Raw genomic sequence first — 25,627 nt, 5'->3', positions numbered from 1 at the left:
GCCCTGGCCGGCATCATGTCGCAGCAAGCGCTGGCGCCCGCCCCGGCCGGCCCGACGCCCGAACAGATCGCTGCCGCAGTCCTGGCCGAGGCCGATTCCGATCCGGCCCTGGCCGGCATCATGTCGCAGCAAGCGCTGGCGCCCGCCCCGGCCGGTCCCACGCCCGAGCAGATCGCTGCCGCGGTCCTGGCCGAAGCCGATTCCGATCCGGCCCTGGCCGGCATCATGTCGCAGCAAGCGCTGGCGCCCGCCCCGGCCGGCCCGACGCCCGAACAGATCGCTGCCGCGGTCCTGGCCGAGGCCGATTCGGATCCAGCCCTGGCCGGCATCATGTCGCAGGACGCACCCGCGCCTGCCGCGCTGACCCCGGCCCAGCAGGCCGAGCGCCAGGCCGACCTGGATGCGGTCGCGGCGATGGAACGGCAGCGCGCCACCGTGCCGCGCGACCTGGCCGCCGAAGACGATGCCGCCGCCGCGCGCGCGGTCAAGCGCCCGCCGATGGCGGTGCCGCCGGAGCGCCGCGCCGAAGCCAGCCGCGCACAGGCGGCCGGCGCCAAGCTGCCGCCGAACCTGCAGTCGTTCATGGCCCCGAGCGTGCCGCACGGCTCGGCCATCGCCCCCGACCGCCTGGCCGAGCGCCGCACCCGCTGGCTGCGCCTGCGCTGCGGCGAGCAGGCCTACGCGCTGGAACTGCTGAAGGTACAGGAGGTGGTGCTGCCGGTGCCGCTGCTGGCGCTGCGTGGCACGCCGCCGGCGATGCTCGGCATCATGAACCTGCGCGGACAGGTGGTGCCGGTGCTCGATCTGGGCGTGCACCTGGGCGCCGCGCCGATCGAGATGGACATGCAGACCCGGGTGGTGGTGCTGGAAGAGAACGGCGAGACCCTGGGCCTGCGCGTGTCCGCGGTGGAAGACGTGGCCAGCCTCAGCGACCAGCAGATCGAGCCGCCGGACAATGCCCGCATCTGCCGCATTTCCAACCATCTGTTCCGCGGCGTGGCGCGGCTGGCGCAACAGCCGATGATCCTGCTCGACGCCGAGCAACTGCTGCACTGACCCACGCGGCGGGCGGCAACTGGGAACGGTGCCGCACTTTCCAACCGCCGCTAAAGCTTTTCAGGCCACGGCCGTTATCTGCCATAGAACCATTGGTGCGGAGCAATGATGAGCACAGTCCCCCTTGGCGAAGATCTCGGCATCGAGACCAGCGCCGACCTGAAACAACACCTGACCGCGTTCCTTGCGTCGGACGACGTGCTGCGGCTGGACGCCGGCGAAGTGCGCCGCATCCATACCGCATCCGTACAGGTGCTGTGCGCATTCGTCGATGCCCGTCGCAAGGACGGCAAGCGCACCGAATTCGAGGCCTGCAACGCGACCTTTCGCGATGCGGCCCGCCTGCTAGGGGTCAGCGAATCGCTGGGCCTTCCTGCAACCCCTGACAATCTGAAATCTGTGGAGAACGCGGCATGAGCGCACGTATCTTGGTAGTGGACGATTCGGCGTCGATGCGCCAGATGGTCTCCTTCGCCCTCACCTCGGCCGGCTTTGCCGTCGAAGAAGCAGAAGACGGCGCGGTCGCGCTGGGCCGCGCCAAGGGCCAGCGCTTCAACGCGGTGGTCACCGACGTCAACATGCCGAACATGGACGGCATCACCCTGATCCGCGAGCTGCGGCAGCTGCCGGACTACAAGTTCACCCCGATGCTGATGCTGACCACCGAGTCGGCGGCGGAGAAGAAGTCCGAAGGCAAGGCGGCCGGTGCCACCGGCTGGCTGGTCAAGCCGTTCAATCCCGAACAGCTGATCGCCACCGTCCAGAAAGTCCTGGGCTGATCCCTCCCCTCCTTTTCCGGATTCCCGCCCCATGAGCATGGACCTGCAGCGTTTCCACGCCACCTTCTTCGAGGAAAGCCGCGAAGGACTGGATGCGATGGAAGCCGGATTGCTGTCGCTGGAAGAAGGCAATCGCGATCCCGAGACCATCAACTCGGTGTTCCGCGCCGCGCACTCGATCAAGGGCGGCGCCGCCACCTTCGGCTTCGAAGCGATGGCCGGCCTTACCCACGTGCTGGAGACGCTGCTCGACGAGCTGCGCGCCGGCAAGCGCGAAGTCGAAGCGCACGCCATCGACGCCATCCTCGGCTCGGTGGACGTGCTGCGCGCCCTGCTGCGCGAAGCCGAACACGGCGTCCCGGCCGATCCGGCCGCGGTCAAGGCCGTGCACGAACGCCTGCAGCACGCGTTGAACGGCAGCCCCGCCGCGCCGGCCGCCGCCACCCCGGCAGCGAACCAGCCGGCCGAGCCGGAAGCCTGGCAGATCGGCTTCACCCCGGCGCCGTCGCTGTTCATGAGCGGCAACGACCCGCTGCGCATCATCCGCGAACTCGAACACCTCGGCCCGCTGCAGGTCGCCTGCCGCAGCACGCGCCTGCCCGGCTTCGCCGAACTCGACCCGCTCGAGGCCTACCTGGCCTGGGACCTGGGCCTGGTGGGCAAGATCCCGCGCAGCGCGATCGAAGACACCTTCGCCTGGGTCATCGACGACTGCGAACTGGAGATCCGCCCGGTGCCGCCGCCGAGCCTGGCCACCGCGCCGGCACCGGTGCTGACCGCGCCGCCGACCGCCGCCACGGCCGCGCCGGCCGCGGCCGTGGCCGCCAACGCCCCGGCCGGCAATGCCGCCGCCGCGCACGAAGCGGAAAGCTCGATCCGCGTCAGCGTCGACAAGGTCGATGCGCTGATCAATCTGGTCGGCGAACTGGTCATCACCCAGGCCATGCTCAAGCAGGTCTCCACCGGCCTGGACCAGGCCGTGGCCGAGCGCCTGTTCGCCGGTCTGGACCTGCTGGAACGCAACACCCGCGACCTGCAGGAAGCGGTGATCGGCGTGCGCATGCTGCCGGTGGACGCGGTGTTCCGCCGCTTCCCGCGCCTGGTCCGCGACCTGTCCACCCGCCTCGGCAAGCAGGTGCGCCTGCGCACGATTGGTGAGGGCACCGAGCTGGACAAGGGCCTGATCGAAAAGATCGCCGATCCGCTGGTGCACCTGGTGCGCAACTCGATCGACCACGGCCTGGAACTGCCGGAGGCGCGCCGCGCCGCCGGCAAGGACGAGACCGGTACCATCACCCTGGCCGCGTCGCACCAGGGCGGCCACATCGTCATCGAAGTCAGCGACGACGGCGCCGGCCTCAACCGCAACCGCATCCTGGCCAAGGCCGCCGAACGCGGCATCGCGGTGCCGGACAACCCGAGCGATGCGCAGGTCTGGGACCTGATCTTCGCCCCGGGCTTCTCCACCGCCGACGCGGTCACCGACCTGTCCGGCCGCGGCGTCGGCATGGACGTGGTCCGCCGCAACATCCAGGGCCTGGGCGGCGAAGTGCAGCTGGAAAGCGAATCCGGCCGCGGCACCCGCGTGCTGATCCGCCTGCCGCTGACCCTGGCGATCCTCGACGGCATGACCGTGGCGGTCGCCGGCGAGACCCTGATCCTGCCGCTGGCCTACGTCATCGAGGCGCTGCAGCCGAAGGCCGACGACATCCGCACCATGGCCGGCGAAGGCCGCGTGCTGCGGGTCCGCGGCGAATACCTGCCGATTCTCTCGCTCAGCGACTCCTACGGCTTCGGCCGCATCGAGCAGAGCGAGGAACCGCTGGTGGTGGTGGTCGAGGCCGATGGGCAGAAGCTGGCGCTGGAAGTGGACGAGTTGATCGGCCAGCAGCAGGTGGTGGTCAAGAACATCGAGAACAACTACCGGCGCATCAGCGGCATCTCCGGTGCCACCATCCTCGGCGACGGCCGCGTCGCCCTGATCGTGGACATCGGCGGCCTGGTCCGCTCGCTGCGGGTCCAGCAGGCGGCCTGATCGCCCCGCCCTCCCGCGTCACGCCACACACGAGCCCCGGCAGCGATGCCGGGGCTTTTGCGTTGTGGGCGCCGCGGATTCCATGACGGCCGCGACGCCAACCCGCCTGCCGTGACCCGCCTCGCGCCGCGCAGTGATCGTTCCGGCACAGCGAAACGCCAAACACCATCAAGACGCAACCCTAAAGAATTCGCCACAGCTGCCGATACGACTCTTGCGCACAGTTTTTGTCTACACGTGCGGACCGTCCACGCCTGGGGAGGTGTGCGCCGGCGCTTCAGGGGGAACGAACGGTTGCGCCATGCCGATCGCTGAAGCCGATGTGTCAGGGGAAGGGGAAACTGATCCTGTGTCGGCATTGGTGGAACGCGGTGTTCGTGCGCCCCCAGGCAGAGTCGCGAATTCATCACGACACTACGCCGGTCACAGGATGGGTTTCTCCCGATCGCTTCGGAGCGCGCGCAGCAGCTCCTTCATTCGACCAGGGGTTTCAACCATGACTTTGTTCCTTCAACGCTACAACGTGGGCCGCCGCCTCAGCGGCGGTTTCGGTCTACTGATCTTACTGTCCTGCCTGCTGGTGGCTGCCGGCCTGGTTTCCATCGCGCAAGCGCGCAGCGAGTTGCATCACATCGTCAAGGTCAACGTCGAGAAGATCCGCATCAGCAACGGCATGCTCGACGCCAACACTCGCATCCTGCTCGCGTTGAGCGCATTGAGCATGGTGTCGGACGAGGCGCTCAACCGGAAGGAGATGACCGAAATCCGGCAAGCGCGTCAGCGCTACACCGACTTGCGCAAGGAACTCGATGGGTTCCCGCCATCCAACGCAAGCGTGAAGAAGTTGCGTGCGGACATCGACGTGCAGCGCGTCGTGGCAGGTAAGCTCAACGACAGGGTGATCGCATTCGCCAACGCCAATCGCAATGACGAAGCGCAAACGCTGCTGAACGAAAAAGCCAGGCCGGTGACGGCCGCCCTGCAGGCCAAGATCCGCGAAAACGTGGCCTTGCAGGAACGGGAGACGGCAGCCGCTTACGGCAACGCCAACAAGGCGATGGCGCAGGGCCGCAATATGCTGATCGCAGGTGGTATCGCCGTTCTGCTGGTCAGTGGCGTGCTGGCCCTGAGCATCACCCGCAGCCTGACCGGTCCGCTGGGCCGCGCCACCCGCGCTGCCGAGGCCATCGCCGACGGCCGCCTGGACAACGACGTGACCACCGACGCGCGCGACGAACCCGGTCGCCTGCTGGGCGCGATGGATCGCATGCAGACCCAGTTGCGGCGCTTCTCCAGCGAAACCGCGCTGATGATCGAACTGCATGCGGACAAGGACATGAGCCACCGCATGCCGCAGGACTTCCCCGGCGTCTATGGCGAGCTGAGCCAGGGCATCAACACCATGATGTTCGAGCACCTGGACGCCATCGTCGACGCCATCGGCGTGCTCAACGAATACGCCAACGGCGACCTGCGCCGCGACGCGCGTCGCCTGCCCGGCAGCCGCGCGGTGCTGCACGAGTCGATGGATGCGGCCAAGGCCAGCCTGCTGGCGATCAATACCGAGATCAAGCGACTGGCGGCGGCGGCCGCGGCCGGCGACTTCAGCACCCGCGGCGATGCCGAGCGGTTCCAGCACGATTTCCAACGCATGGTGCAGGACCTCAACGCGATGATGGAGGTCAGCGACGTCAACTTGGGCAAGCTGTCGGCCCTGCTGCAAGCCATCGCCGCCGGCGACCTGACCGCACGCATGGACGGCGAGTTCCACGGTGTGTTCGCCACCATGCGCGACGACGCCAACGCCACCACCGATCAGTTGACCAGCATCGTCGGCCGCATCCAGACCGCCGCGGTCAGCATCAATGCCGCGGCCAGCGAGATCGCCACCGGCAACGACGACCTGTCGCGGCGCACCGAGCAGCAGGCCGCGAGCCTGGAAGAAACCGCTGCGTCGATGGAAGAGCTGACCTCCACGGTCAAGCAGAACGCCGAACACGCCCGCCAGGCCAACCAGCTCGCCAGCGGCGCGGCGGCGGTCGCCTCGCAGGGCGGCAGCGTGGTCGGCCAGGTGGTCGAGACGATGAGCGGCATCGAGGCCTCGTCGAAGAAGATTGCCGACATCATCTCGGTGATCGACGGCATCGCCTTCCAGACCAACATCCTGGCCTTGAACGCGGCGGTCGAAGCCGCCCGTGCCGGCGATCAGGGCCGTGGTTTCGCCGTAGTGGCCAGTGAAGTGCGCACGCTGGCGCAGCGCTCGGCCAACGCCGCCAAGGAGATCAAGGACCTGATCGACGACTCGGTCGAACGCGTCGCCGAAGGCTCGGTCCTGGTCGACCAGGCCGGCAAGACCATGCAGGAGATCGTGAGTTCGGTGCAGCGCGTCACCGACATCATGGGCGAGATCGCCGCCGCCTCGCAGGAGCAGTCGGCCGGCATCGAGCAGGTCAACCAGACCGTGATGCAGATGGACGAAACCACCCAGCAGAACGCGGCCCTAGTGGAAGAGGCCACCGCCGCAGCGCGTTCCATGGAAGAACAGGCCGGGCACCTGACCGAGTCGGTGGCGGTGTTCAAGTTGGACACGGCAAGCGCCACGCCAGCCGCCTCCACCGTGGTACGGATCGCGCGTCCGGCCGCATCGCGCAGCGCGGTGCCGACGCCGCCCCCGCGCACGCCCCGGCCGGCGCCGGCGCCAGTGCGGGTGGCCGCACTGGCCGAGGCCAGCACCGGCGACTGGCAGGAGTTCTGAGGACACCGGGCCGTCTTTCGCTACAGGCGGCCGCCCCAGCATGGCGGCCGCTCCACCACAACCGCAGCACTGGCTGCATCCGGAAACCCGCCCCGTGCCGATTCCGACCGGCGCGGCGGCATTCCCTTTTCAAGGAGATCGATATGATCCGCTTTCTGCAACGCTACAACGTCGGGATGCGCCTGTCGGCCGCATTCGGCCTGCTGATTCTTCTTTCGGTGGTCCTGGTGATCATCGGGCTGTCCGGCATGTCCGAGGCGCGCAAGCACCTGGACATGATCGTGCTGGACCGCATGGCGAAGATCGAATTCAGCAACCAGATGCTCGACGCCAATTCCTCCGTCCTGGTCGCGCTGAGCACCTACACCACGTCCACCAACGCCGCGATGCGGCAAGAGGCGCTGGACACCTTCAAACGGCAGCGCGAGCGCTATGCCGAGGCCCGCGCCAAGATGGACACGCTGTCCAGCACCGCCGCCGGTCGCGCCATTCGCGCGGACATGGACGCCAAGCGCGCCGCCGCGAAGACGATCAACGACGCCATCGTCGCACTGGGCGAAAAAGGCGACACCGCCCAGGCGGTGGAGATGCTGAACCAGCAAGCGCTGCCGGCGACGCTGGCGTGGCAGGCCAAAATCCGCGAGTTCGCCGGTCGACAGAAGTCGCAAGCCGCAGCCGGCTACCAGGCGGCGCTGGAGGCGATGCACCGTAGCCGCATGCTGCTGATCGGCGGCACCGTGCTGGCCCTGGTGCTCAGCGCCTTGCTGGCGCTGACCATCACCCGCAGCCTGACCGCACCGCTGGGCCTGGCCACGCGCACCGCCGAGGCCATCGCCAATGGCGCCATGGACAACGCCGTGCGCACCGAGGCGCGCGACGAAACCGGCCGCCTGTTGAACGCCATGGGCCGCATGCAGCAGCAGTTGCAGGCCGTGCTCGCCGCGCAGGCGGAGATGGCGCAGCGCCACGACGCCGGCCAGATCAGCTACCGCATGGACGAAAGCACCTTCCCCGGCGACTACGGGCGCATGGTCCGCGACAGCAACGCGCTGGCCGCCGCGCACATCGCGGTAACCGAGCGCCTGGCGCAGATCATGGGCTGCTACGCGATCGGCGACCTGTCCGAGGACATGGACCGCCTGCCCGGCGAGAAGGCCCGCCTCACCGAGACGATGGACACGGTCAAGCACAACCTGACCGCGATGAATACCGAGATCAAGCACCTGGCCGGTGCCGCCGCAGCCGGTGATTTCAGCGTCCGTGGCGATGCATTACGCTTCCAGTACGACTTCCGCCTGATGGTCGACAGCCTCAATCAGCTGATGGCCACCGCCGACGACAACCTGCAGGCGCTGTCGTCCTTGCTGCAGTCCATCGCCGCCGGCGACCTGACCGTCCGCATGCATGGCGAGTTCCAGGGTGTGTTCGCGACCATGCGCGACGATGCCAACGCCACCACCGAGCAACTGGCCGCCATCGTGGCGCGCATCCAGACCGCGGCGGTCAGCATCAATGCCGCCGCCAGCGAGATCGCCACCGGCAACGACGACCTGTCGCGGCGCACCGAGCAACAGGCCGCCAGCCTGGAGGAAACCGCCGCGTCGATGGAGGAACTGACCTCCACGGTCAAGCAGAATGCCGAGCATGCCCGCCAGGCCAACCAATTGGCCGCCGGCGCCGCCTCGGTGGCCTCGCAGGGCGGCGACGTGGTCGGCCAGGTGGTGCAGACCATGAGCGGCATTGAGGCATCCTCGAAGAAGATCGCCGACATCATCTCGGTGATCGACGGCATCGCCTTCCAGACCAACATCCTGGCGCTCAATGCGGCGGTGGAAGCGGCGCGTGCCGGCGAACAGGGCCGCGGCTTCGCCGTCGTGGCCAGCGAAGTGCGCACGCTCGCGCAACGCTCCTCGCATGCGGCTAAGGAGATCAAGGATCTCATCGACGATTCGGTCGGCCGCGTCGCCGAAGGTTCGGCCCTGGTCGATCAGGCCGGCAAGACCATGCAGGAGATCGTGACCTCGGTACAGCGCGTCACCGACATCATGGGTGAGATCGCCGCGGCCTCGCAGGAGCAGTCCGCCGGCATCGAACAGGTCAACCAGACCGTGATGCAGATGGACGAAACCACCCAGCAGAACGCCGCGCTGGTGGAAGAAGCCACGGCCGCCGCACGTTCGATGGAAGAACAGGCCGGACACCTGCGCGATTCGGTAGCGGTGTTCAAACTGGACACCACCCATGCCGCCGCACCGGCTGCCGTCGCCCCTGCACGCCTCGCCCATCCTGTCGCGCGCAACGCGCCGTTCGTGCCAGCCGCACCGGCACGTAGGCAGCGCCCGGCGCCGGTACGTTCCGGCGTACTGGCCGAGGCCAATGCCAACGACTGGCAGGAGTTCTGAGAGCCGCACGCCAATGCTCCGTGGCCGGCAGCCGTTCCTGCACGGCCGCCGCAACGCTGCAGCTGCAGCGCCAACGGCAACCCGGGCGTCCTGCCCGTACCGATACGTGCATTGGCGCGCCGGCGCCCTTTTTCGAGGAGATTAACGTGACCCGCTTTTTGCAACGCTACAACGTCGGTGTGCGCCTGTCGGCGGCATTCGGCCTGCTGATTCTTCTTTCCGTGGTGCTGGTGACCATCGGGCTATCCGGCATGACCGGCGCGCGCAAGCAGTTGGACATGATCGTGCTGGACCGCATCGTCAAGATCACCCTCAGCAACCAGATGCTGGACGCCAACTCGTCATTGCTGATCGCGCTCAACACCTATGTCACCTCGACCGACACCGCCATCAGGCAGCAGGCATTCGAAAAGATCGCGCAACAGCGCGCTCGCTACCAGAAGGCCAGCTCCGGCTTCGACACCCTGTCGAGCACCGCCACCGGTCGCGCGATGCGCGCGAAGATGGAGGACAAGCGCAAGGCCGCTAGAACCATCAACGACCAGATCCTGGCGCTGAGCGAAAAGGGCGATACCGCAGGCGCGGTGGCATTGCTCAATCGCGCAGCGGCGCCAGCGACCCTGGCCTGGCAGAACGACATCCGTGCCTATGTCAGTCGGCAGGAAGACCAAAGCACCCAGGTCTATCAGGAGGCGCTCAGCTCGATGCACCACAGCCGGCTGCTGTTGATCGCCGGCACGCTGATGGCGCTGGCGCTCAGTTCTCTGCTGGCGTTTGCGATCACCCGCAGCCTGACCACGCCGCTGCGCCTGGCCACGCGGACCGCCGAAGCCATCGCCAACGGCCACATGGACAATGCCGTGCGCACTGAGGCCCGCGACGAGACGGGCCGCCTGTTGAACGCCATGGGACGCATGCAGCAGCAATTGCAGGCGGTGCTCGCCGCGCAGGCGGAGATGGCCCAGCGCCACGACGCCGGCCAGACCAGCTACCGCATGGACGAAAGCGTGTTTCCCGGCGACTACGGGCGCATGGTCCGCGACAGCAACGCGCAGGCCGCCGCGCACATCGCGGTGACCGAGCGGCTGGCGCAGATCATGGGCCGCTACGCCATCGGCGACCTGTCCGAGGACATGGAGCGCCTGCCCGGCGAGAAGGCACGCCTCACCGAAACGATGGACACGGTCAAGCACAACCTGACCGCGATGAACACCGAAATCAAGCACCTGGCCGGTGCCGCAGCGGCCGGCGACTTCAGCGTGCGTGGCGATAGCGCGCGCTTCCAGTACGACTTCCGCCTGATGGTCGAGAGCCTCAACCAGTTGATGGCCACCGCCGACGGCAACCTGCAGGCGCTGTCGTCCTTGCTGCGCGCCATCGCCGCCGGCGACCTGACCGCACGCATGCACGGCGATTTCCAGGGCGTGTTCGCGACCATGCGCGACGATGCCAATGCAACCACCGAGCAGTTGGCCGCCATCGTCGCGCGCATCCAGACCGCCGCGGTCAGCATCAACGCCGCCGCCAGCGAGATCGCCACCGGCAACGACGACCTGTCGCGCCGCACCGAGCAGCAGGCCGCCAGCCTCGAAGAGACCGCCGCCTCGATGGAGGAACTGACCTCCACGGTCAAGCAGAACGCCGAGCATGCACGCCAGGCCAATCAGCTCTCCGCGGGCGCGGCCGCGGTGGCCTCGCAAGGCGGCGCGGTGGTCGGCCAGGTGGTCGACACCATGAGCGGCATCGAGGCCTCCTCGCGCAAGATCGCCGACATCATCTCGGTGATCGACGGCATCGCCTTCCAGACCAACATCCTGGCGCTCAACGCGGCGGTCGAAGCGGCGCGTGCCGGCGATCAGGGCCGCGGTTTTGCGGTGGTCGCCACCGAAGTGCGCACCCTCGCCCAGCGCTCGGCCAACGCCGCCAAGGAGATCAAGACCTTGATCGACGACTCGGTCAGCCGCGTCACCCAGGGTTCGGCGCTGGTCGATCAGGCCGGCAAGACCATGACCGAGATCGTGACCTCGGTGCAACGCGTCACCGACATCATGGGCGAAATCTCGGCGGCCTCGCAGGAGCAGTCCGCCGGCATCGAGCAGGTCAACCAGACCGTGATGCAGATGGACGAGACCACCCAGCAGAACGCCGCCCTGGTCGAGGAAGCCACCGCCGCCGCGCGGTCGATGGAGGATCAGGCCGGGCAGCTGAGCCAGGCCGTGGCCCTGTTCAAGCTCGACCAGCAGGCACCGGCGGCCCTCCGCCGAGTGGACGCTCCGCGGCCGGCGCTCGCCAGCGCCAAGCGACCGGCCAAGATGCCTGCACCGCAGGCGGTCGCACGCCGGCCGGCGGCCAGTGCCGCGGCCACGGCGGCCGTGGCGGGCGGCGGCGATTGGCAGGAGTTCTGATCGCGCTTCACCCGCACCCAGCGTAGCGGAGGAACAAAGCCCGGGAGCGCCAGCTCCCGGGCTTTTTTTGGCCCATCCGCACCCGCCCGAAGCATTGCAACGGGCAGCTGGACCTGCCGGAGCGTGATCGCCATCCCTGACGGCATGAAGCCAGCGTGAAGCCAATCTAAATCCACGCGATTCGGGTTTAAAGAACGAAGCACACATGCCGATACAGATGTTGCTCACACAAATTGTCTACAAATTTGAACGAATTCTGACATCAACCCGCCAAAGCAAGACGTTCGTAATTGCACCAATCGTTTCAATCTTAAAAGCCTATTGCAGTTAGGACACTATCAATTTCATGGTTTTGATTTACAGCAGAAATAGATAAGACAGCGCCCGACGCCTCCGCGGACATCGACTCAGGCAAGGGGTACGCCATCCCCACTGCTCCACCCATCAGGAATACGACGATGACGCTCAAAAATCTCAGTCTTTCCGCCAGGCTCGCGCTCAGCTTTGCCGTCATCGTGCTGATCACGGTGATCATCGGCTCGATCAGCCTGAGCAGCTTGTCTTCGCTCAACAAGGCTGCCGATATGAATGACCATACGTTCAAGGTGTTGGCTACTTCCGACAGGATGCAACTCGACACCGTCACCATCGAGACAGGCGCCCGTGGCTATCTGCTCACGGGTGCGAAGGACCATCTGGAACCATTCAGGAACGGCCAGACCGCGTTCGAGAAGGACTTCGCCCAGGCCAAGCAGTTGACGGTGGACAACCCGAAGCAACAGGAACGGTTGGAACGGTTACGCCGCTCCTACCAACAATTCATCGAGTCTCAACAGCGGCTCATGGCCCTACGCGATCGGTCCAGCGACCTCACGGAGATCTATTCGGCGTTCAACAACTCTCGTGACATGGCAATGCGAGACATCCGCGCGCTACTCATAGCATTTGCCGACGACGAGCGCGGCCTGCTGGCCAAGCGCAGCGAGACCCTGACCACCGTGCGTGCGCAGAACAAGTGGGCCATCCTGCTGGGCAACCTGCTGGTGATCGTGGTCGCGATCGGCATGGCGATCCTGATCCGCCGGCAGCTGCTCAAGCGCCTGGGCACCGCGATCGGCGTGGCCGACGCCATCGCCCGCGGCAAGCTCGACAATGCGATCGACGTGCGCAGCAAGGACGAGGCCGGCGTGCTGCTGCTGAGCATGGACAAGATGCAGAGCCAGTTGCAGGCGGTGCTCGCCGCGCAGGCCGACATGGCCAAGCGCCACGACGGCGGCCAGATGAGCTTCCGTATGGACGAAACCGTGTTCCCCGGCGACTACGGGCGCATGGTCCGCGACAGCAACGCCCTGTCTGCCGCGCACATCGCCGTGACCGAGCGGCTAGCGCAGATCATGGGCCGCTACGCCATCGGCGACCTGTCCGAGGACATGGATCGCCTGCCCGGCGAAAAGGCCGTGCTGACCGAGACCATGGACACGGTCAAGCGCAACCTGACCGCCATGAACAGCGAGATCAAGCACCTGGCCGGCGCCGCGGCGGCCGGCGACTTCAGCGTGCGCGGCGACACCGAGCGCTTCCAGTACGACTTCCGCCTGATGGTCGACAGCCTCAACCAGTTGATGGCCACCGCCGACGGCAACCTGCAGGCCCTGTCCGCCCTGCTGCAGTCCATCTCCGCCGGCGACCTGACCGCGCGCATGCACGGCCAGTTCCAGGGCGTGTTCGCCACCATGCGCGACGACGCCAATGCCACCGCCGAGCAGCTGGCGGCGATCGTCGCGCGTATCCAGACCGCCGCCGTCAGCATCAATGGCGCCGCCAGCGAGATTGCCGCCGGCAACGACGACCTGTCGCGTCGCACCGAGCAGCAGGCCGCCAGCCTGGAAGAAACCGCCGCGTCGATGGAGGAGCTGACCTCCACCGTGAAGCAGAACGCCGAGCACGCACGTCAGGCCAACCAGTTGGCCGCCGGCGCGGCCTCGGTGGCCTCGCAAGGCGGCGACGTGGTCGGCCAGGTGGTGCAGACCATGAGCGGCATCGAAGCGTCGTCCAAGAAGATCGGCGACATCATCTCGGTGATCGACGGCATCGCCTTCCAGACCAATATCCTGGCGCTCAACGCGGCGGTGGAAGCGGCCCGTGCCGGCGAACAGGGCCGCGGTTTCGCCGTGGTCGCCAGCGAAGTGCGCACCCTCGCCCAGCGCTCGGCCAACGCCGCCAAGGAGATCAAGGGCCTGATCGACGCCTCGGTGGGCCAGGTGGCCAATGGCTCGACCCTGGTCCGCCAGGCCGGCCAGACCATGACCGAGATCGTGGCCTCGGTGCAGCGCGTCACCGACATCATGGGCGAGATCGCCGCCGCCTCGCAGGAGCAGTCGGCCGGTATCGAGCAGGTCAACCAGACCGTCACCCAGATGGACGAGACCACCCAGCAGAACGCGGCACTGGTGGAAGAAGCCACCGCGGCGGCGCGGTCGATGGAGGAACAGGCCGGCCAGCTGAGCCAGGCCGTGGCCGTGTTCAAGATCGAGGCGAACGGCAGTCACGCCGTCCAGCCGGCCGTGGCCAGCGCGCCGGTCCGCGCGGTCGCGCGGTCGGCCGCTAAGCCGGCGGCCAAGCCCGCCGCGCGTTCGGTACGGCCGACGGCCCGGCCGGTCGCGGTCGCCGCTGGCGACGATAGCTGGCAGGAGTTCTGAGCGCGTCCCCCAGCCGCCCGTCTCGCACCAACGGCCCCGGGAGCGAACCGCTCCCGGGGCCTTTTTATTGCCACCCTGCCCGCCCAGCCGCCGCGCCGCCCTGCAGTGCGCCGTTCCGGAGCCCCCCACCTCCGCCCGACATACGCCGCAGTCGACCCCGCGCCTGGCCCCGGCCACGCAGTCCGCACCGGTGCGGCCGCCCGGCGGTGAACCACGACCGCCACTACATTTCTGGGATGCCATGCCGATAAGGGCACTATCGCGCATGTGCTCTGCCTGACGTGTCTCAAAAGCAGACGCTTTCCGGGACCACGCCGCGCGACCGCTCCATTCCTCCCATCGAGACGACCGCGATGCCCACGACGTCCGCCACACGCCCAAGCAGTGTCGCCACCCGCCTGATGCTAGGCGTGGCCGCGATCGCCTTGCTGTGCTTCGGCATTACCGCCGCCATCATTACGCCCGCAGCAGCTCCGCCCTGCTCGCCTCCGCCAAGGTCGGCATGACCGACACCGCGCGCCTGGAATCCGAGCGCATCGGCAACACCATCGGCGCATCCGCCGTCTCCAACCAGGCGCTGGCCAATGCCCTGCTCGCCCAGCGCGGCCAGGACAAGGCGCGCGACCTGTTCAGCGAGAGCCTGCGCCGCGAACTGCAGCAGCACCCCGACTGGACCGGCATCGGCACGCTGTGGGAACCGCAGGCGCTGGACGGCAAGGATGCGGACTACGCCAACAGCGCAGGCCATGACGCCAGCGGCCGCTACATGGTGTACTGGTCCTGGCAGAACGGGAAACTCGTGCGCGATCCGCTGCACGACTACGAGGTGGCCGGCGCCGGCGACTGGTATCTGAATCCGCGCAAGCTGCTGCGGCCGACCGTCGCCGAGCCCTACGATTACGAGATCGCCGGACAGAAGGTGCTGATGACCACGGTCAGCACGCCGATCCTGGAAGACGGCAAGTTCCTCGGCGTGGTCACCACCGATTTCGGCCTGGCCGCGCTGCAGCAGCGCGTGGCCAAGCTGCGCCCGCTCGGCGAGGGCCGCGTGCGCCTGCTCTCGCCCGGTGGCGTCATCGTCGCCGACCGCGATCCTGCGCTGGTCGGCAAGAAGCTGCAGGATCCGGCCACCCGCGCCCTGCTCGCCGACATCGCCCAGGGCAAGACCGTCAGCCGCGACACCGTCGATCCGCAGACCGGCGCCACCGACGTGGACGTGTATGTGCCGCTGCAGATCGGCCAGGCCCAGGAGCGCTTCGCGCTGGGCGTGGCGGTGCCGAAGACAGTGCTGATGGCGCAGGCGCGCAACCTGCTGTGGACCATCGTGGCGGTCGGCCTGTGCGCCGCGCTGCTGCTCAGCGGCGGCCTGTACCTGCTGCTGCGGCGGCTGGTGGTCAAGCCGTTGGCCAGCGCGGTGCAGGTGTCCAGCGCGGTCGCCGCCGGCCGCCTGGACAGCCGCATCCAGTATCCGCGTAACGACGAACTGGGGCAGTTGCTGGGATCGCTGCAGTGCATGCAGCAGCAGTTGCGCGCCGTGCTCGACGCGCAGAAGGAGATGGCCGAGCGCCACGATGCCGGGCAGATCAGCTACCGCATGGACGAAAGCGCCTTCCCGGGCGACTACGGGCGCATGGTCCGCGACAGCAATGCGCTCGCGGCCTCGCATATCGCGGTCAAGCTGCGCCTGGCGCAGATCATGGGCCGCTATGCCATCGGCGACCTGTCCGAGGACATGGATCGCCTGCCCGGCGAAAAGGCCGTGCTCACCGAGACCATGGACAAGGTGAAGCAGAACCTCACCGCGATGAACCACGAGATCAAGCACCTGGCCGGCGCGGCGGCGGCCGGCGATTTCAGCGTGCGTGGCGACGCCGAGCGCTTCCAGTACGACTTCCGCCTGATGGTCGACAGCCTCAACCAGCTGATGGCCACCGCCGACGGCAACCTGCAGGCGCTGTCCACGCTGTTGAAGGCCATCGCCGCCGGCGACCTGACCGCGCGCATGCATGGCGACTTCCAGGGCGTGTTCGCCACCATGCGCGACGACGCCAACGCCACCGCCGAACAGCTGGCGGCCATCGTCGCGCGCATCCAGACCGCGGCGATCAGCATCAACGGCGCCGCGGCCGAGATCGCCGCCGGCAACGACGACCTCTCGCGCCGCACCGAACAACAGGCCGCCAGCCTGGAAGAGACCGCTGCGTCGATGGAAGAGCTGACCTCCACCGTCAAGCAGAACGCCGAGCATGCGCGCCAGGCCAACCAGTTGGCCGCGGGCGCGGCATCGGTGGCCTCGCAGGGCGGCACGGTGGTCGGCCAGGTGGTCACCACCATGGACGGCATCGAGGCAGCCTCCAAGAAGATCGCCGACATCATCGGCGTCATCGACGGGATCGCCTTCCAGACCAACATCCTGGCCTTGAACGCGGCGGTGGAAGCGGCGCGCGCCGGCGAACAGGGCCGCGGTTTCGCCGTGGTCGCCAGCGAGGTACGCACCCTCGCCCAGCGTTCGTCGAATGCGGCCAAGGAGATCAAGACCCTGATCGACGATTCGGTCGAGCGCGTCGCCGAGGGCTCGGCCCTGGTCGAACAGGCCGGCACCACGATGCAGGACATCGTCGCCTCGGTGCAGCGCGTGACCGACATCATGGGCGAGATCTCCGCCGCCTCGCAGGAGCAGTCGGCCGGCATCGAGCAGGTCAACCAGACCATCGCCCAGATGGACGAGGCCACCCAGCAGAACGCGGCACTGGTCGAGGAAGCCACCGCCGCCGCGCGGTCGATGGAGGACCAGGCCGGCCAGCTCAACCAGGCGGTGGCGCTGTTCAAGCTCGAGACCGCCGCCGTGGCGATCGCCGCCCCGGCGCCGGCGCGCCGTCCCGTGCCGCCCGCTCCCGCGGCAAAGGCGACACCGCCTCGGCGACCGGCTGCGGCCCCGTTGAAGACGGTCCCGCGCGTCACCACGGCGACGGACGACGGGCAGTGGCAGGAGTTCTGACCCGCGCCTGATCCCCACCACCGCGAGCGTCCTGCGCGCTCGCGGTCGGCCGCCTGGCGCCGTGGCGAACGCGGAGCGCTTAGGGCGTCACGTTCGTAAAGAAAGTGCATTCAGGGTCGATATAGAAAGCGGAACTGCCATGCCGGGGCGCCGCACTCCGCGTACCCCGGCGCCGGCCGCACTGCGCCCGGCCCCCCGGTTCCGACCGAACCGCCAACGGGAGCCGCCATGAAGCTACGCGTTATCGCCAGTTGTCTGACCTTGTGCAGCTTCGCCGGCCTGGCGCAGGCCGAGGTCGAACCGATCGCCACCGATCGCCCCGACTTCGTCGAATCCAGCCTCACCGTCGGCGACCGACGCCTGCAGGTGGAAACCAGCGTTGCCTGGGAACGCGACGGCGACGTCGATGGCTACGCCACCCCGACCCTGTTCCGCTACGGCATCGGCCCGACCTGGGAACTGCGTGTGGAGACCGACGGCTGGCAGACGGTGGACGTCCCGGTCGGCGACGACGTCCCCGGCTTCTCCGACATTTCGCTGGGCCTCAAGCATCACTTGGCCAGCGAACTCGGCGGTGCCTCGCTGGCCTGGTTGCTGCACGTGGACCTGCCCAGCGGCGCGCGCGATGTGCGCGGCAGCGGGGCACGCCCCTCGTTCCGCCTGGTGGCCGAATGGGAACTCAGCGACAGCGTCTCGCTGGGCATGATGCCCGGCGTGATCCGCGACGAAGGCGACGGCGGGCACCGTTACACCGCCGGCATCTTCGGCGTGGTGCTGGGCAAGGCCTGGAACGACCGCGCCCGCTCGTTCGTGGAACTGGCGCTGCCGCAGATCGCGCATGCCGACGACGGCGGCACCGTCGCCCTGCTCGACGTCGGTTCTGCCTGGCTGCTGACCCAGGACGTGCAGCTGGACGTGGTGTACAGCCGCGGCCTCAACGACCGTTCGCCGGACCACGCGCTCGGCGCGGGCCTGTCCTTCCGTTTCTGATCGGGCCACACCGATGAAAATCATGCATATGCTCGGGATCCTGGTGCTAGTGGCGGTGCTCGCCCTGCTCGCGCTGGGCGGCGTCGGCTACAGCGCGCAACAAGGCCTGCTGCGCTCGGTCGCCGCGCAGGTCACGTCCTCGGATGCGCTGCGCAACCACATGCAGGCCGACATGATGCACGACGCCCTGCGCGGCGACGTCACCGCCGCGTTGCTGGCGGCGGCGCGGCAGGATGCGGACGGGGTCAAGGCCGCGCGCGCCTCCCTGGGCGAACACGCCGGCGAGTTCCGCAAGGCGCTGGACGACAACCAAAAGCTGCCGCTGGACGCGACCCTCCGCACGCAACTGGATGCCGCGGGGCCGGCATTGCAGCGCTACATCGCCGCCGCCGACAAGGTGGTGACGCTGGCCGAGACCCAGGGCGACAGCAGCGCCGCCTATGCGGACTTCACCGCGCAGTTCGCTCGGCTGGAAACCGAGATGGATACGATCAGCGACAGCATCCTGGCGCTGAACGAACAGAGCCGCAAGGCCGCCGAGCAGCAGAGCCGGCGCGCCACCTGGCAGCAGGCCGGCGCGGTGCTGCTCGCCGTACTGTGCCTGGGCGCTGCCGCGGCCTGGATCCTGCGCTCGGTCGCGCAGCTGCTCGGTGGCGAACCACGGGTGGCGATGGACGCGGCCCAGCACATCGCCGAAGGCCGCCTGGACCAGCCCATCCCGGTCGCCGCCAGGCACGGGCGCAGCCTGATGGCGGCGCTGGCGCGGATGCAGCGCGAACTGCGCGAGCGCATCGAACGCGAGCGCAGCGTCGCCGCCGAGAACCTGCGCATCCGTACCGCCCTGGACAACGCCTCCACCGGCATGTACATCGCCGATCCCGACCTGACCATCATCTACGCCAACACGGCGCTGCAGACCTTGCTGCAGACCCACGCCGAGGACATCCGCGCCTGCGCGCCGGCATTCGACCGCACCGCACCGCTGCTGGGCCAGTCGGTGGCGCTGCTGGAGGTGGGCAATTCGCAGGACGCGGAGATCTATCAACGGCTGGACCGACAGGGCGCGGCGCAGCGCGAGGTGCGCTATCGCGAGGTCTGCATCGCCCAGGAGATTTCCGCCATCCGCAACGCCGAGGGCGCGCACCTGGGCTTCGTCTGCGAATGGCGCGACCGCACCGCCGAGACGCGGGTGGAGGCGGAAGTGGCCGCAGTGGTGCGCAGCGCCGCCGCCGGCGACCTGTCGCAGCGCATCGACCGCACCGGCAAGCAGGGCTTCTTCCTGATGCTGGCGCAGCAACTCAACGGCCTGCTCGACGCCAACGCGATCAGCACCGCTGAAGTCTCGCGGCTGCTCAGCGCACTGGCCGACGGCGACCTCGGCGCGCGCATGCACGGCGACTTCCAGGGCATCTTCGCCACCATGCGCGACGACGCCAACGGCACCGCCGAGCGCCTGGCCGACATCGTCGGCCGCATCCAGCGCGCCGCAGGCGACATCCACAGCGCCGCCACCGAGATCGCCCAGGGCAACAGCGACCTGTCGCAGCGCACCGAGCAACAGGCCGCCAGCCTGGAAGAGACCGCCGCCTCGATGGAGGAGCTCACCGCCACGGTCAAGCAGAACGCCGAGCATGCGCGCCAGGCCAACCAGCTCGCCGCCGGCGCCGCCGCGGTCGCCTCGCAGGGCGGCGCCGTGGTCGGCCAGGTGGTCGACACCATGAGCGGCATCGAAACCGCATCGAAGAAGATCGCCGACATCATCTCGGTGATCGACGGCATCGCCTTCCAGACCAATATCCTGGCCTTGAACGCGGCGGTGGAGGCCGCGCGCGCCGGCGAACAGGGCCGCGGCTTCGCCGTGGTCGCCAGCGAGGTGCGCGTGCTGGCACAACGCTCGGCCAACGCCGCCAAGGAGATCAAGGGCCTGATCGACGACTCGGTCGAGCGGGTCACCACAGGCGCGGAGCTGGTGCAGCGTGCCGGCCAGACCATGCAGGAGATCGTCGCCTCGGTGGGCCGGGTCACCGACATCATGGGCGAGATTTCCGCGGCCTCGCAGGAGCAGTCCGCCGGCATCGAGCAGGTCAATCGCACCGTCACCCAGATGGACGAGAGCACCCAGCAGAACGCCGCGCTGGTCGAGGAAGCCACCGCCGCGGCGCGGTCGATGGAGGACCAGGCGGCGCAGTTGAGCGATGCGGTGGCGGTGTTCCGGGTGGAACAGCAGGCCGCGCGCAGCGCCACCCCTGCATCCGGCAGCGTTGCCGCGACCGCAGCCAGCCATGCCACCGCAACGACCGCCGCTGCGCACGCGCCGCAGGCCAATGCCCAGGCCATCGCCGACGCGATCGGCAGCCAGTGGCAGCCACTCACCGCGTAAGGAAATGAATTAGACAGCGTCGGGAATCGCCTTACGACCAACGACGCATCGAGGAATCCGCCGTCACGCCGATATCACATTCGAGCGACGGCGTTGCAGAGTCAAACAGCAAAGGCACTTGGTTTCTTGCTTCTTTTCTGACCACCACGCCCCGCCGCTCCACGCGCACACGCGCTGCTGGAGCCCGTCTGGACGCAGTAGGCCCTGGATGCTCCAGGAACATCGTCAACGAAGAGGTCGACCAATGAACTCCTTCCTGCAACGCTACAACGTCGGCCGCCGGCTCGGCGGCGCCTTCGGCCTGCTGATCCTGCTGTCCTGCGCCCTGGTCGCCATCGGCTTGCTGTCGATGGCACGCACGCGCACCGAGTTGGACAGCATCGTCAAGGTGAATGTCGAAAAGAGCCGGATCAGCAACGGCATGCTCGACGCCAACTCCAGCATCCTGATCGCGCTCGGCACGCTGGCGATGGAGACGCGCGAGGAACTCAACGATCAGGCACTGGCGGAAATCAAGGCCAAGCGCCAGCGCTACACCGAACTGCGCAACGAACTGGAGGCGTTCCCGCCCGCCAACGCGGATGCGGTGAAACTGCGCGCCGACATCGACGCCGCACGCACCACCGCGCGCGCCATGAACGATGAAGTGATTGCGCTCGCCACCGCGCACCGCAACGCCGAGGCGCAGACGGTCCTGAGCGAACGCTCGCGCCCAGCCACGCTGGCCTGGCAGGCCAAGATCCGCGAGAACGTCGCCTTGCAGGAAGCGCAGATGAAGATCGCTCATGCCAAGGCGACGCAGGCGATGGTCACCGGCCGCAACCTGCTGATCGCCGGTGGCGTCGCGACCCTGCTGCTCAGCGCCCTGCTGTCGTGGACGATCACCCGCAGCCTGACCGGGCCGCTGGGTCGGGCCACCCGCGCCGCCGAAGCGATCGCCAGCGGGCGCCTGGACAACGACGTGGCCACCAACGCACACGACGAACCCGGCCGCCTGCTGCTGGCCATGGATGCGATGCAGCGTCAGTTGCAGCGTTTCTCCGGCGAAACTACGTTGATGATCGAACTGCATGCGGACAAGGACATCAGTCACCGCATGCCGCAGGATTTCCCGGGCGTGTACGGCGAGCTCAGCAAGGGCATCAACACCATGATGTTCGAGCACCTGGACGCCATCGTCGACGCCATCGGCGTACTCAACGAATACGCCAACGGCGACCTGCGCCGCGACGCGCGCCGCCTGCCCGGCAGCCGCGCGGTACTGCACGAATCGATGGACGCGGCCAAGGCCAGCCTGCTGGCGATCAACACCGAGATCAAGCGCCTGGCCGCGGCGGCCGCGGCCGGCGACTTCAGTGCCCGCGGCGATGCCGCGTACTTCCAGCATGACTTCCGGCTGATGGTGCAGGACCTCAACGCGATGATGGAAGTGAGCGACCACAACCTCGGCAAGCTGTCGGCGCTGTTGCAGTCGATCGCCGCCGGCGACCTGACCGCACGCATGGAAGGCGAGTTCCAGGGCGTGTTCGCCACCATGCGCGACGACGCCAACGCCACCGCCGATCAGTTGACCGGCATTGTCGGTCGCATCCAGACCGCGGCGGTCAGCATCAATGCCGCCGCCACCGAGATCGCCGCCGGCAACGACGACCTGTCGCGCCGCACCGAGCAGCAGGCCGCCAGCCTCGAAGAAACCGCCGCGTCGATGGAGGAACTGACCTCGACGGTCAAGCAGAACGCCGAGCACGCGCGCCAGGCCAACCAGTTGGCGGTGGGCGCGGCCTCGGTCGCCTCGCAAGGCGGCAGCGTGGTCGGCCAGGTGGTCGCGACCATGAGCGGCATCGAGGCGGCATCGAAGAAGATCGCCGACATCATCAGTGTCATCGACGGCATCGCCTTCCAGACCAACATCCTGGCGCTCAACGCCGCGGTGGAAGCGGCCCGCGCCGGCGACCAGGGCCGCGGCTTCGCCGTCGTCGCCAGCGAAGTGCGCACGCTGGCGCAGCGCTCGGCCAGTGCCGCCAAGGAGATCAAGGGCCTGATCGACGATTCGGTCACGCGCGTGGCCGAAGGCTCGGTCCTGGTCGACCAGGCCGGCCGCACCATGAGCGAGATCGTGGCCTCGGTGCAGCGCGTGACCGACATCATGGGCGAGATCTCGGCCGCGTCGCAGGAACAGTCCGCCGGCATCGAGCAGGTCAACCAGACCGTGGTGCAGATGGACGAGACCACCCAGCAGAACGCCGCGCTGGTGGAAGAAGCCACCGCGGCCGCACGTTCGATGGAGGAGCAGGCCGGTCAGCTCACCAGCACGGTGGCCTTGTTCAAGATCGACAGCATCGGCGGCACCGCCGCTGGCGTACATCCAGCGCCGGTGCCGTCCGTTGCGGCCAGCGCGCCGCGGGACGCCAAGGTGGCGGCGCGTCCACAGCGGCAGACCGTCAAGCGCGCCGCGGTCGCGGTCGGCGGCGACTGGCAGGAGTTCTGAGTCGCACGGTCGCCATGCCGCGGGCATGGCGACCGGATGCGGCGGCCTGCCCGATGTCCGTCGTGCAGGCAGTGCACCACATGCACATGCACATGCCCGCATACGCAAGGTATAGGCCGGCGCATTACGCGCCAGCACATGTCGGAACCACGTCGGATTCCGCCCTCGCCGACTGAAACCAGTCGGAACGCAGACAGCTTCCTAACCGGCTGCCAACAATTCGGTGAGGAATGCTCAACTTCTCACCGACACGTCGATATTGAGGGTGCGACAAGGCACCACCAGGTCGCGTCGCAGCCGCTGGTTGCCAGCGCTTGCGACCGGGCTTCCCTCTGTCCCCCAAAGGTCGGCTATGAACGCACTTCTGCAACGCTACAACGTCGGTCGGCGCCTGAGCATGGCGTTCGGCATCCTCATCCTGCTGTCCGGCGTGCTGGTCGCCATGGGCCTGCTGACCATGGCCAGGGCGCATCGCGAGCTGAACAGCATCGTCAACGGCAACATGGAAAAAGTGCGGCTTTCCAACGAAATGCTGGACGCCAACACCAACGTGCAGGTGGGCCTGCTCTCCATCAGCATCGTCGACGGCGACGCGGCCAACCAGAAGATGCTGAACATCGTGCATGGCAATCGGGCCCGCTTCAAGGCCGCCCACGACGCGTTGGCGGCCATGCCGGCAAGCCCGGCCGAACGCCAGGCCATGGACACGATCGAGGCCTCGCGCGTGCGCTCGATGCAGCTGAACGATCAGGTGCTCGCGCTGGGCGAAAAGGACCAGAATGCGCAGGCGCAGGCGCTGCTGCTCGGCGATGCCGCGGTGGCGATGGACAAGCAGCAGGCGGCGATCCGCGCCAATGCCGACCTGCAGCGGCGCCTGAGCAAGGAGGCCTATGCGGCGTCCTCGGCGGCGATGACGCGTGGCCGCATCGTCCTGATCTCCGGCGGCCTCGCCGTCCTGTTGGTCAGCGGCCTGCTGGGCTGGACCATCACCCGCAGCCTGACCGGGCCGCTGGGCCGCGCCACCCGCGCCGCCGAAGCGATCGCCGACGGCCGCCTGGACAACGACGTGAGCACTACCGCGCGCGACGAACCCGGCCGCCTGCTGATCGCGATGGGCCGCATGCAGACCCAGTTGCAGCGTTTCTCCAGCGAAACCGCATTGATGATCGAACTGCATGCGGACAAGGACATCAGCCACCGCATGCCGCAGGACTTCCCCGGCGTGTACGGCGAGCTCAGCAAGGGCATCAACACCATGATGTTCGAGCACCTGGACGCCATCGTCGACGCCATCGGCGTGCTCAACGAATACGCCAACGGCGACCTGCGCCGCGACGCGCGCCGCCTGCCCGGCAGCCGTGCGGTGCTGCACGAATCGATGGACGCGGCCAAGGCCAGCCTGCTGGCGATCAACACCGAGATCAAGCGCCTGGCCGCGGCGGCCGCGGCCGGCGACTTCAGTGCCCGCGGCGATGCCGCGCACTTCCAGCACGACTTCCGGCTGATGGTGCAGGACCTCAACGCGATGATGGAGGTGAGCGATCGCAATCTCGGCAAGCTGTCGGCGCTGTTGCAGTCCATCGCCGCCGGCGACCTGACCGCACGCATGGACGGCGAGTTCCACGGGGTGTTCGCGACCATGCGCGACGACGCCAACGCCACCGCCGACCAGCTGACCGGCATCGTCGGCCGCATCCAGACCGCGGCGGTCAGCATCAATGCCGCCGCCACCGAGATCGCCGCTGGCAACGACGACCTGTCGCGCCGTACCGAGCAGCAGGCCGCCAGCCTGGAAGAAACGGCGGCGTCGATGGAGGAACTGACCTCCACCGTGAAGCAGAACGCCGAACACGCACGCCAGGCCAATCAGCTGGCGGTGGGTGCCGCCTCGGTCGCCTCGCAAGGCGGCAGCGTGGTCGGCCAGGTGGTCGAGACCATGAGCGGCATCGAGGCGTCCTCGAAGAGGATCGCCGACATCATCTCGGTCATCGACGGCATCGCCTTCCAGACCAATATCCTGGCGCTCAATGCCGCGGTGGAAGCGGCGCGCGCCGGCGAGCAGGGGCGCGGCTTCGCGGTCGTGGCCAGCGAGGTGCGCACCCTCGCCCAGCGCTCGGCCAACGCCGCCAAGGAGATCAAGACGCTGATCGACGACTCGGTCGGCCGCGTCGCCACCGGCTCGACGCTGGTCGACCAGGCCGGCCGCACCATGCAGGAGATCGTGGCCTCGGTGCAGCGCGTCACCGACATCATGGGCGAGATCGCCGCCGCCTCGCAGGAGCAATCCGCCGGCATCGAACAGGTCAACCAGACCGTCACCCAGATGGACGAGACCACCCAGCAGAACGCCGCGCTGGTGGAAGAAGCCACCGCCGCCGCGCGCTCGATGGAGGAACAGGCGGTGCAACTGGGCGATGCGGTGGCGCTGTTCAAGATCGACCGTGTCGCCACGATCGCGCGGCCGGCGCCCCGAGTCGCGAGCAAGGCCGGCCCGGCTCCGCAACCGGCCGCGCACCGTCCGCTCGTGGCCGCCGCCAGCAACGCCGACGCCTGGCAGACGTTCTGAGGCCACACTGGCCAGGCCGCTGCGGCCTGGCCAACACGCGCGCCCGTACACGCGACACCTGCGGCCATCTTCGG

At 68.1% G+C, this 25,627-nt stretch carries 12 protein-coding genes and 1 pseudogene; all 13 read left to right on the top strand.

Features of this window, described 5'->3' with window-relative positions; translation table 11 throughout:
* Positions 1 to 1,056: chemotaxis protein CheW (locus tag M3U25_RS05550; RefSeq protein WP_355499288.1), on the top strand; the 1,056-nt coding region annotated here is incomplete at its 5' end.
* Positions 1,057 to 1,164: 108 nt separating this feature from the next.
* A complete protein-coding gene (locus M3U25_RS05545; protein ID WP_355499876.1) occupies positions 1,165 to 1,473 on the top strand; it encodes an STAS domain-containing protein in 309 nt (102 codons plus the stop codon).
* Complete coding sequence (locus M3U25_RS05540) at positions 1,470 to 1,835, top strand: response regulator (protein ID WP_010341778.1); 366 nt, start codon at positions 1,470 to 1,472, stop codon at positions 1,833 to 1,835. Before M3U25_RS05545 ends, M3U25_RS05540 begins: the two co-directional genes overlap by 4 nt.
* Positions 1,836 to 1,866: 31 nt before the next feature.
* Positions 1,867 to 3,870, top strand: coding sequence for a chemotaxis protein CheA (locus M3U25_RS05535; protein ID WP_355499292.1), 2,004 nt, complete (start codon positions 1,867 to 1,869; stop codon positions 3,868 to 3,870).
* 496 nt (positions 3,871 to 4,366) lie between these two features.
* Entirely contained in the window at positions 4,367 to 6,625 is a 2,259-nt protein-coding gene (locus M3U25_RS05530; protein WP_355499295.1) for a methyl-accepting chemotaxis protein, read from the top strand.
* 143 nt (positions 6,626 to 6,768) lie between these two features.
* A complete protein-coding gene (locus M3U25_RS05525) occupies positions 6,769 to 9,027 on the top strand; it encodes a methyl-accepting chemotaxis protein (protein ID WP_355499298.1) in 2,259 nt (752 codons plus the stop codon).
* A 146-nt stretch (positions 9,028 to 9,173) separates the two neighbouring features.
* A complete protein-coding gene (locus M3U25_RS05520; RefSeq protein WP_355499301.1) occupies positions 9,174 to 11,432 on the top strand; it encodes a methyl-accepting chemotaxis protein in 2,259 nt (752 codons plus the stop codon).
* 458 nt (positions 11,433 to 11,890) lie between these two features.
* On the top strand, positions 11,891 to 14,131 hold the full coding sequence (locus tag M3U25_RS05515) for a methyl-accepting chemotaxis protein (protein ID WP_355499304.1): 2,241 nt from the start codon (positions 11,891 to 11,893) through the stop codon (positions 14,129 to 14,131).
* 353 nt (positions 14,132 to 14,484) lie between these two features.
* Positions 14,485 to 17,129: pseudogene (locus tag M3U25_RS05510) on the top strand (methyl-accepting chemotaxis protein).
* 228 nt (positions 17,130 to 17,357) lie between these two features.
* Positions 17,358 to 18,119: a transporter gene (locus tag M3U25_RS05505; RefSeq protein WP_355499307.1), complete on the top strand. Its 762-nt coding sequence runs from the start codon at positions 17,358 to 17,360 to the stop codon at positions 18,117 to 18,119.
* Between the two features lie 13 nt (positions 18,120 to 18,132).
* Entirely contained in the window at positions 18,133 to 20,499 is a 2,367-nt protein-coding gene (locus M3U25_RS05500; protein ID WP_355499310.1) for a methyl-accepting chemotaxis protein, read from the top strand.
* A gap of 244 nt (positions 20,500 to 20,743) precedes the next feature.
* Positions 20,744 to 22,987 (top strand): methyl-accepting chemotaxis protein, encoded by a 2,244-nt coding sequence (locus M3U25_RS05495; RefSeq protein WP_355499313.1) that lies wholly within the window; start codon positions 20,744 to 20,746, stop codon positions 22,985 to 22,987.
* Between the two features lie 352 nt (positions 22,988 to 23,339).
* Positions 23,340 to 25,553: a methyl-accepting chemotaxis protein gene (locus M3U25_RS05490; RefSeq protein ID WP_355499316.1), complete on the top strand. Its 2,214-nt coding sequence runs from the start codon at positions 23,340 to 23,342 to the stop codon at positions 25,551 to 25,553.
* Positions 25,554 to 25,627 lie beyond the last annotated feature (74 nt).

Source organism: Xanthomonas sp. PPL134 (assembly GCF_040595915.1).
GTDB classification, from domain to species: domain Bacteria; phylum Pseudomonadota; class Gammaproteobacteria; order Xanthomonadales; family Xanthomonadaceae; genus Xanthomonas_A; species Xanthomonas_A indica.
This window is presented reverse-complemented; position numbering and strand designations above follow the sequence as displayed.

Bases quoted from the DNA above. Each gene is read 5' to 3' on its own strand.
- M3U25_RS05530 (WP_355499295.1), top strand. From the start codon at position 4,367: ATGACTTTGTTCCTTCAACGCTACAACGTGGGCCGCCGCCTCAGCGGC.
- M3U25_RS05495 (WP_355499313.1), top strand. From the start codon at position 20,744: ATGAACTCCTTCCTGCAACGCTACAACGTCGGCCGCCGGCTCGGCGGC.
- M3U25_RS05490 (WP_355499316.1), top strand. From the start codon at position 23,340: ATGAACGCACTTCTGCAACGCTACAACGTCGGTCGGCGCCTGAGCATG.
- M3U25_RS05525 (WP_355499298.1), top strand. From the start codon at position 6,769: ATGATCCGCTTTCTGCAACGCTACAACGTCGGGATGCGCCTGTCGGCC.
- M3U25_RS05535 (WP_355499292.1), top strand. From the start codon at position 1,867: ATGAGCATGGACCTGCAGCGTTTCCACGCCACCTTCTTCGAGGAAAGC.
- M3U25_RS05545 (WP_355499876.1), top strand. From the start codon at position 1,165: ATGAGCACAGTCCCCCTTGGCGAAGATCTCGGCATCGAGACCAGCGCC.
- M3U25_RS05500 (WP_355499310.1), top strand. From the start codon at position 18,133: ATGAAAATCATGCATATGCTCGGGATCCTGGTGCTAGTGGCGGTGCTC.
- M3U25_RS05515 (WP_355499304.1), top strand. From the start codon at position 11,891: ATGACGCTCAAAAATCTCAGTCTTTCCGCCAGGCTCGCGCTCAGCTTT.
- M3U25_RS05505 (WP_355499307.1), top strand. From the start codon at position 17,358: ATGAAGCTACGCGTTATCGCCAGTTGTCTGACCTTGTGCAGCTTCGCC.
- M3U25_RS05540 (WP_010341778.1), top strand. From the start codon at position 1,470: ATGAGCGCACGTATCTTGGTAGTGGACGATTCGGCGTCGATGCGCCAG.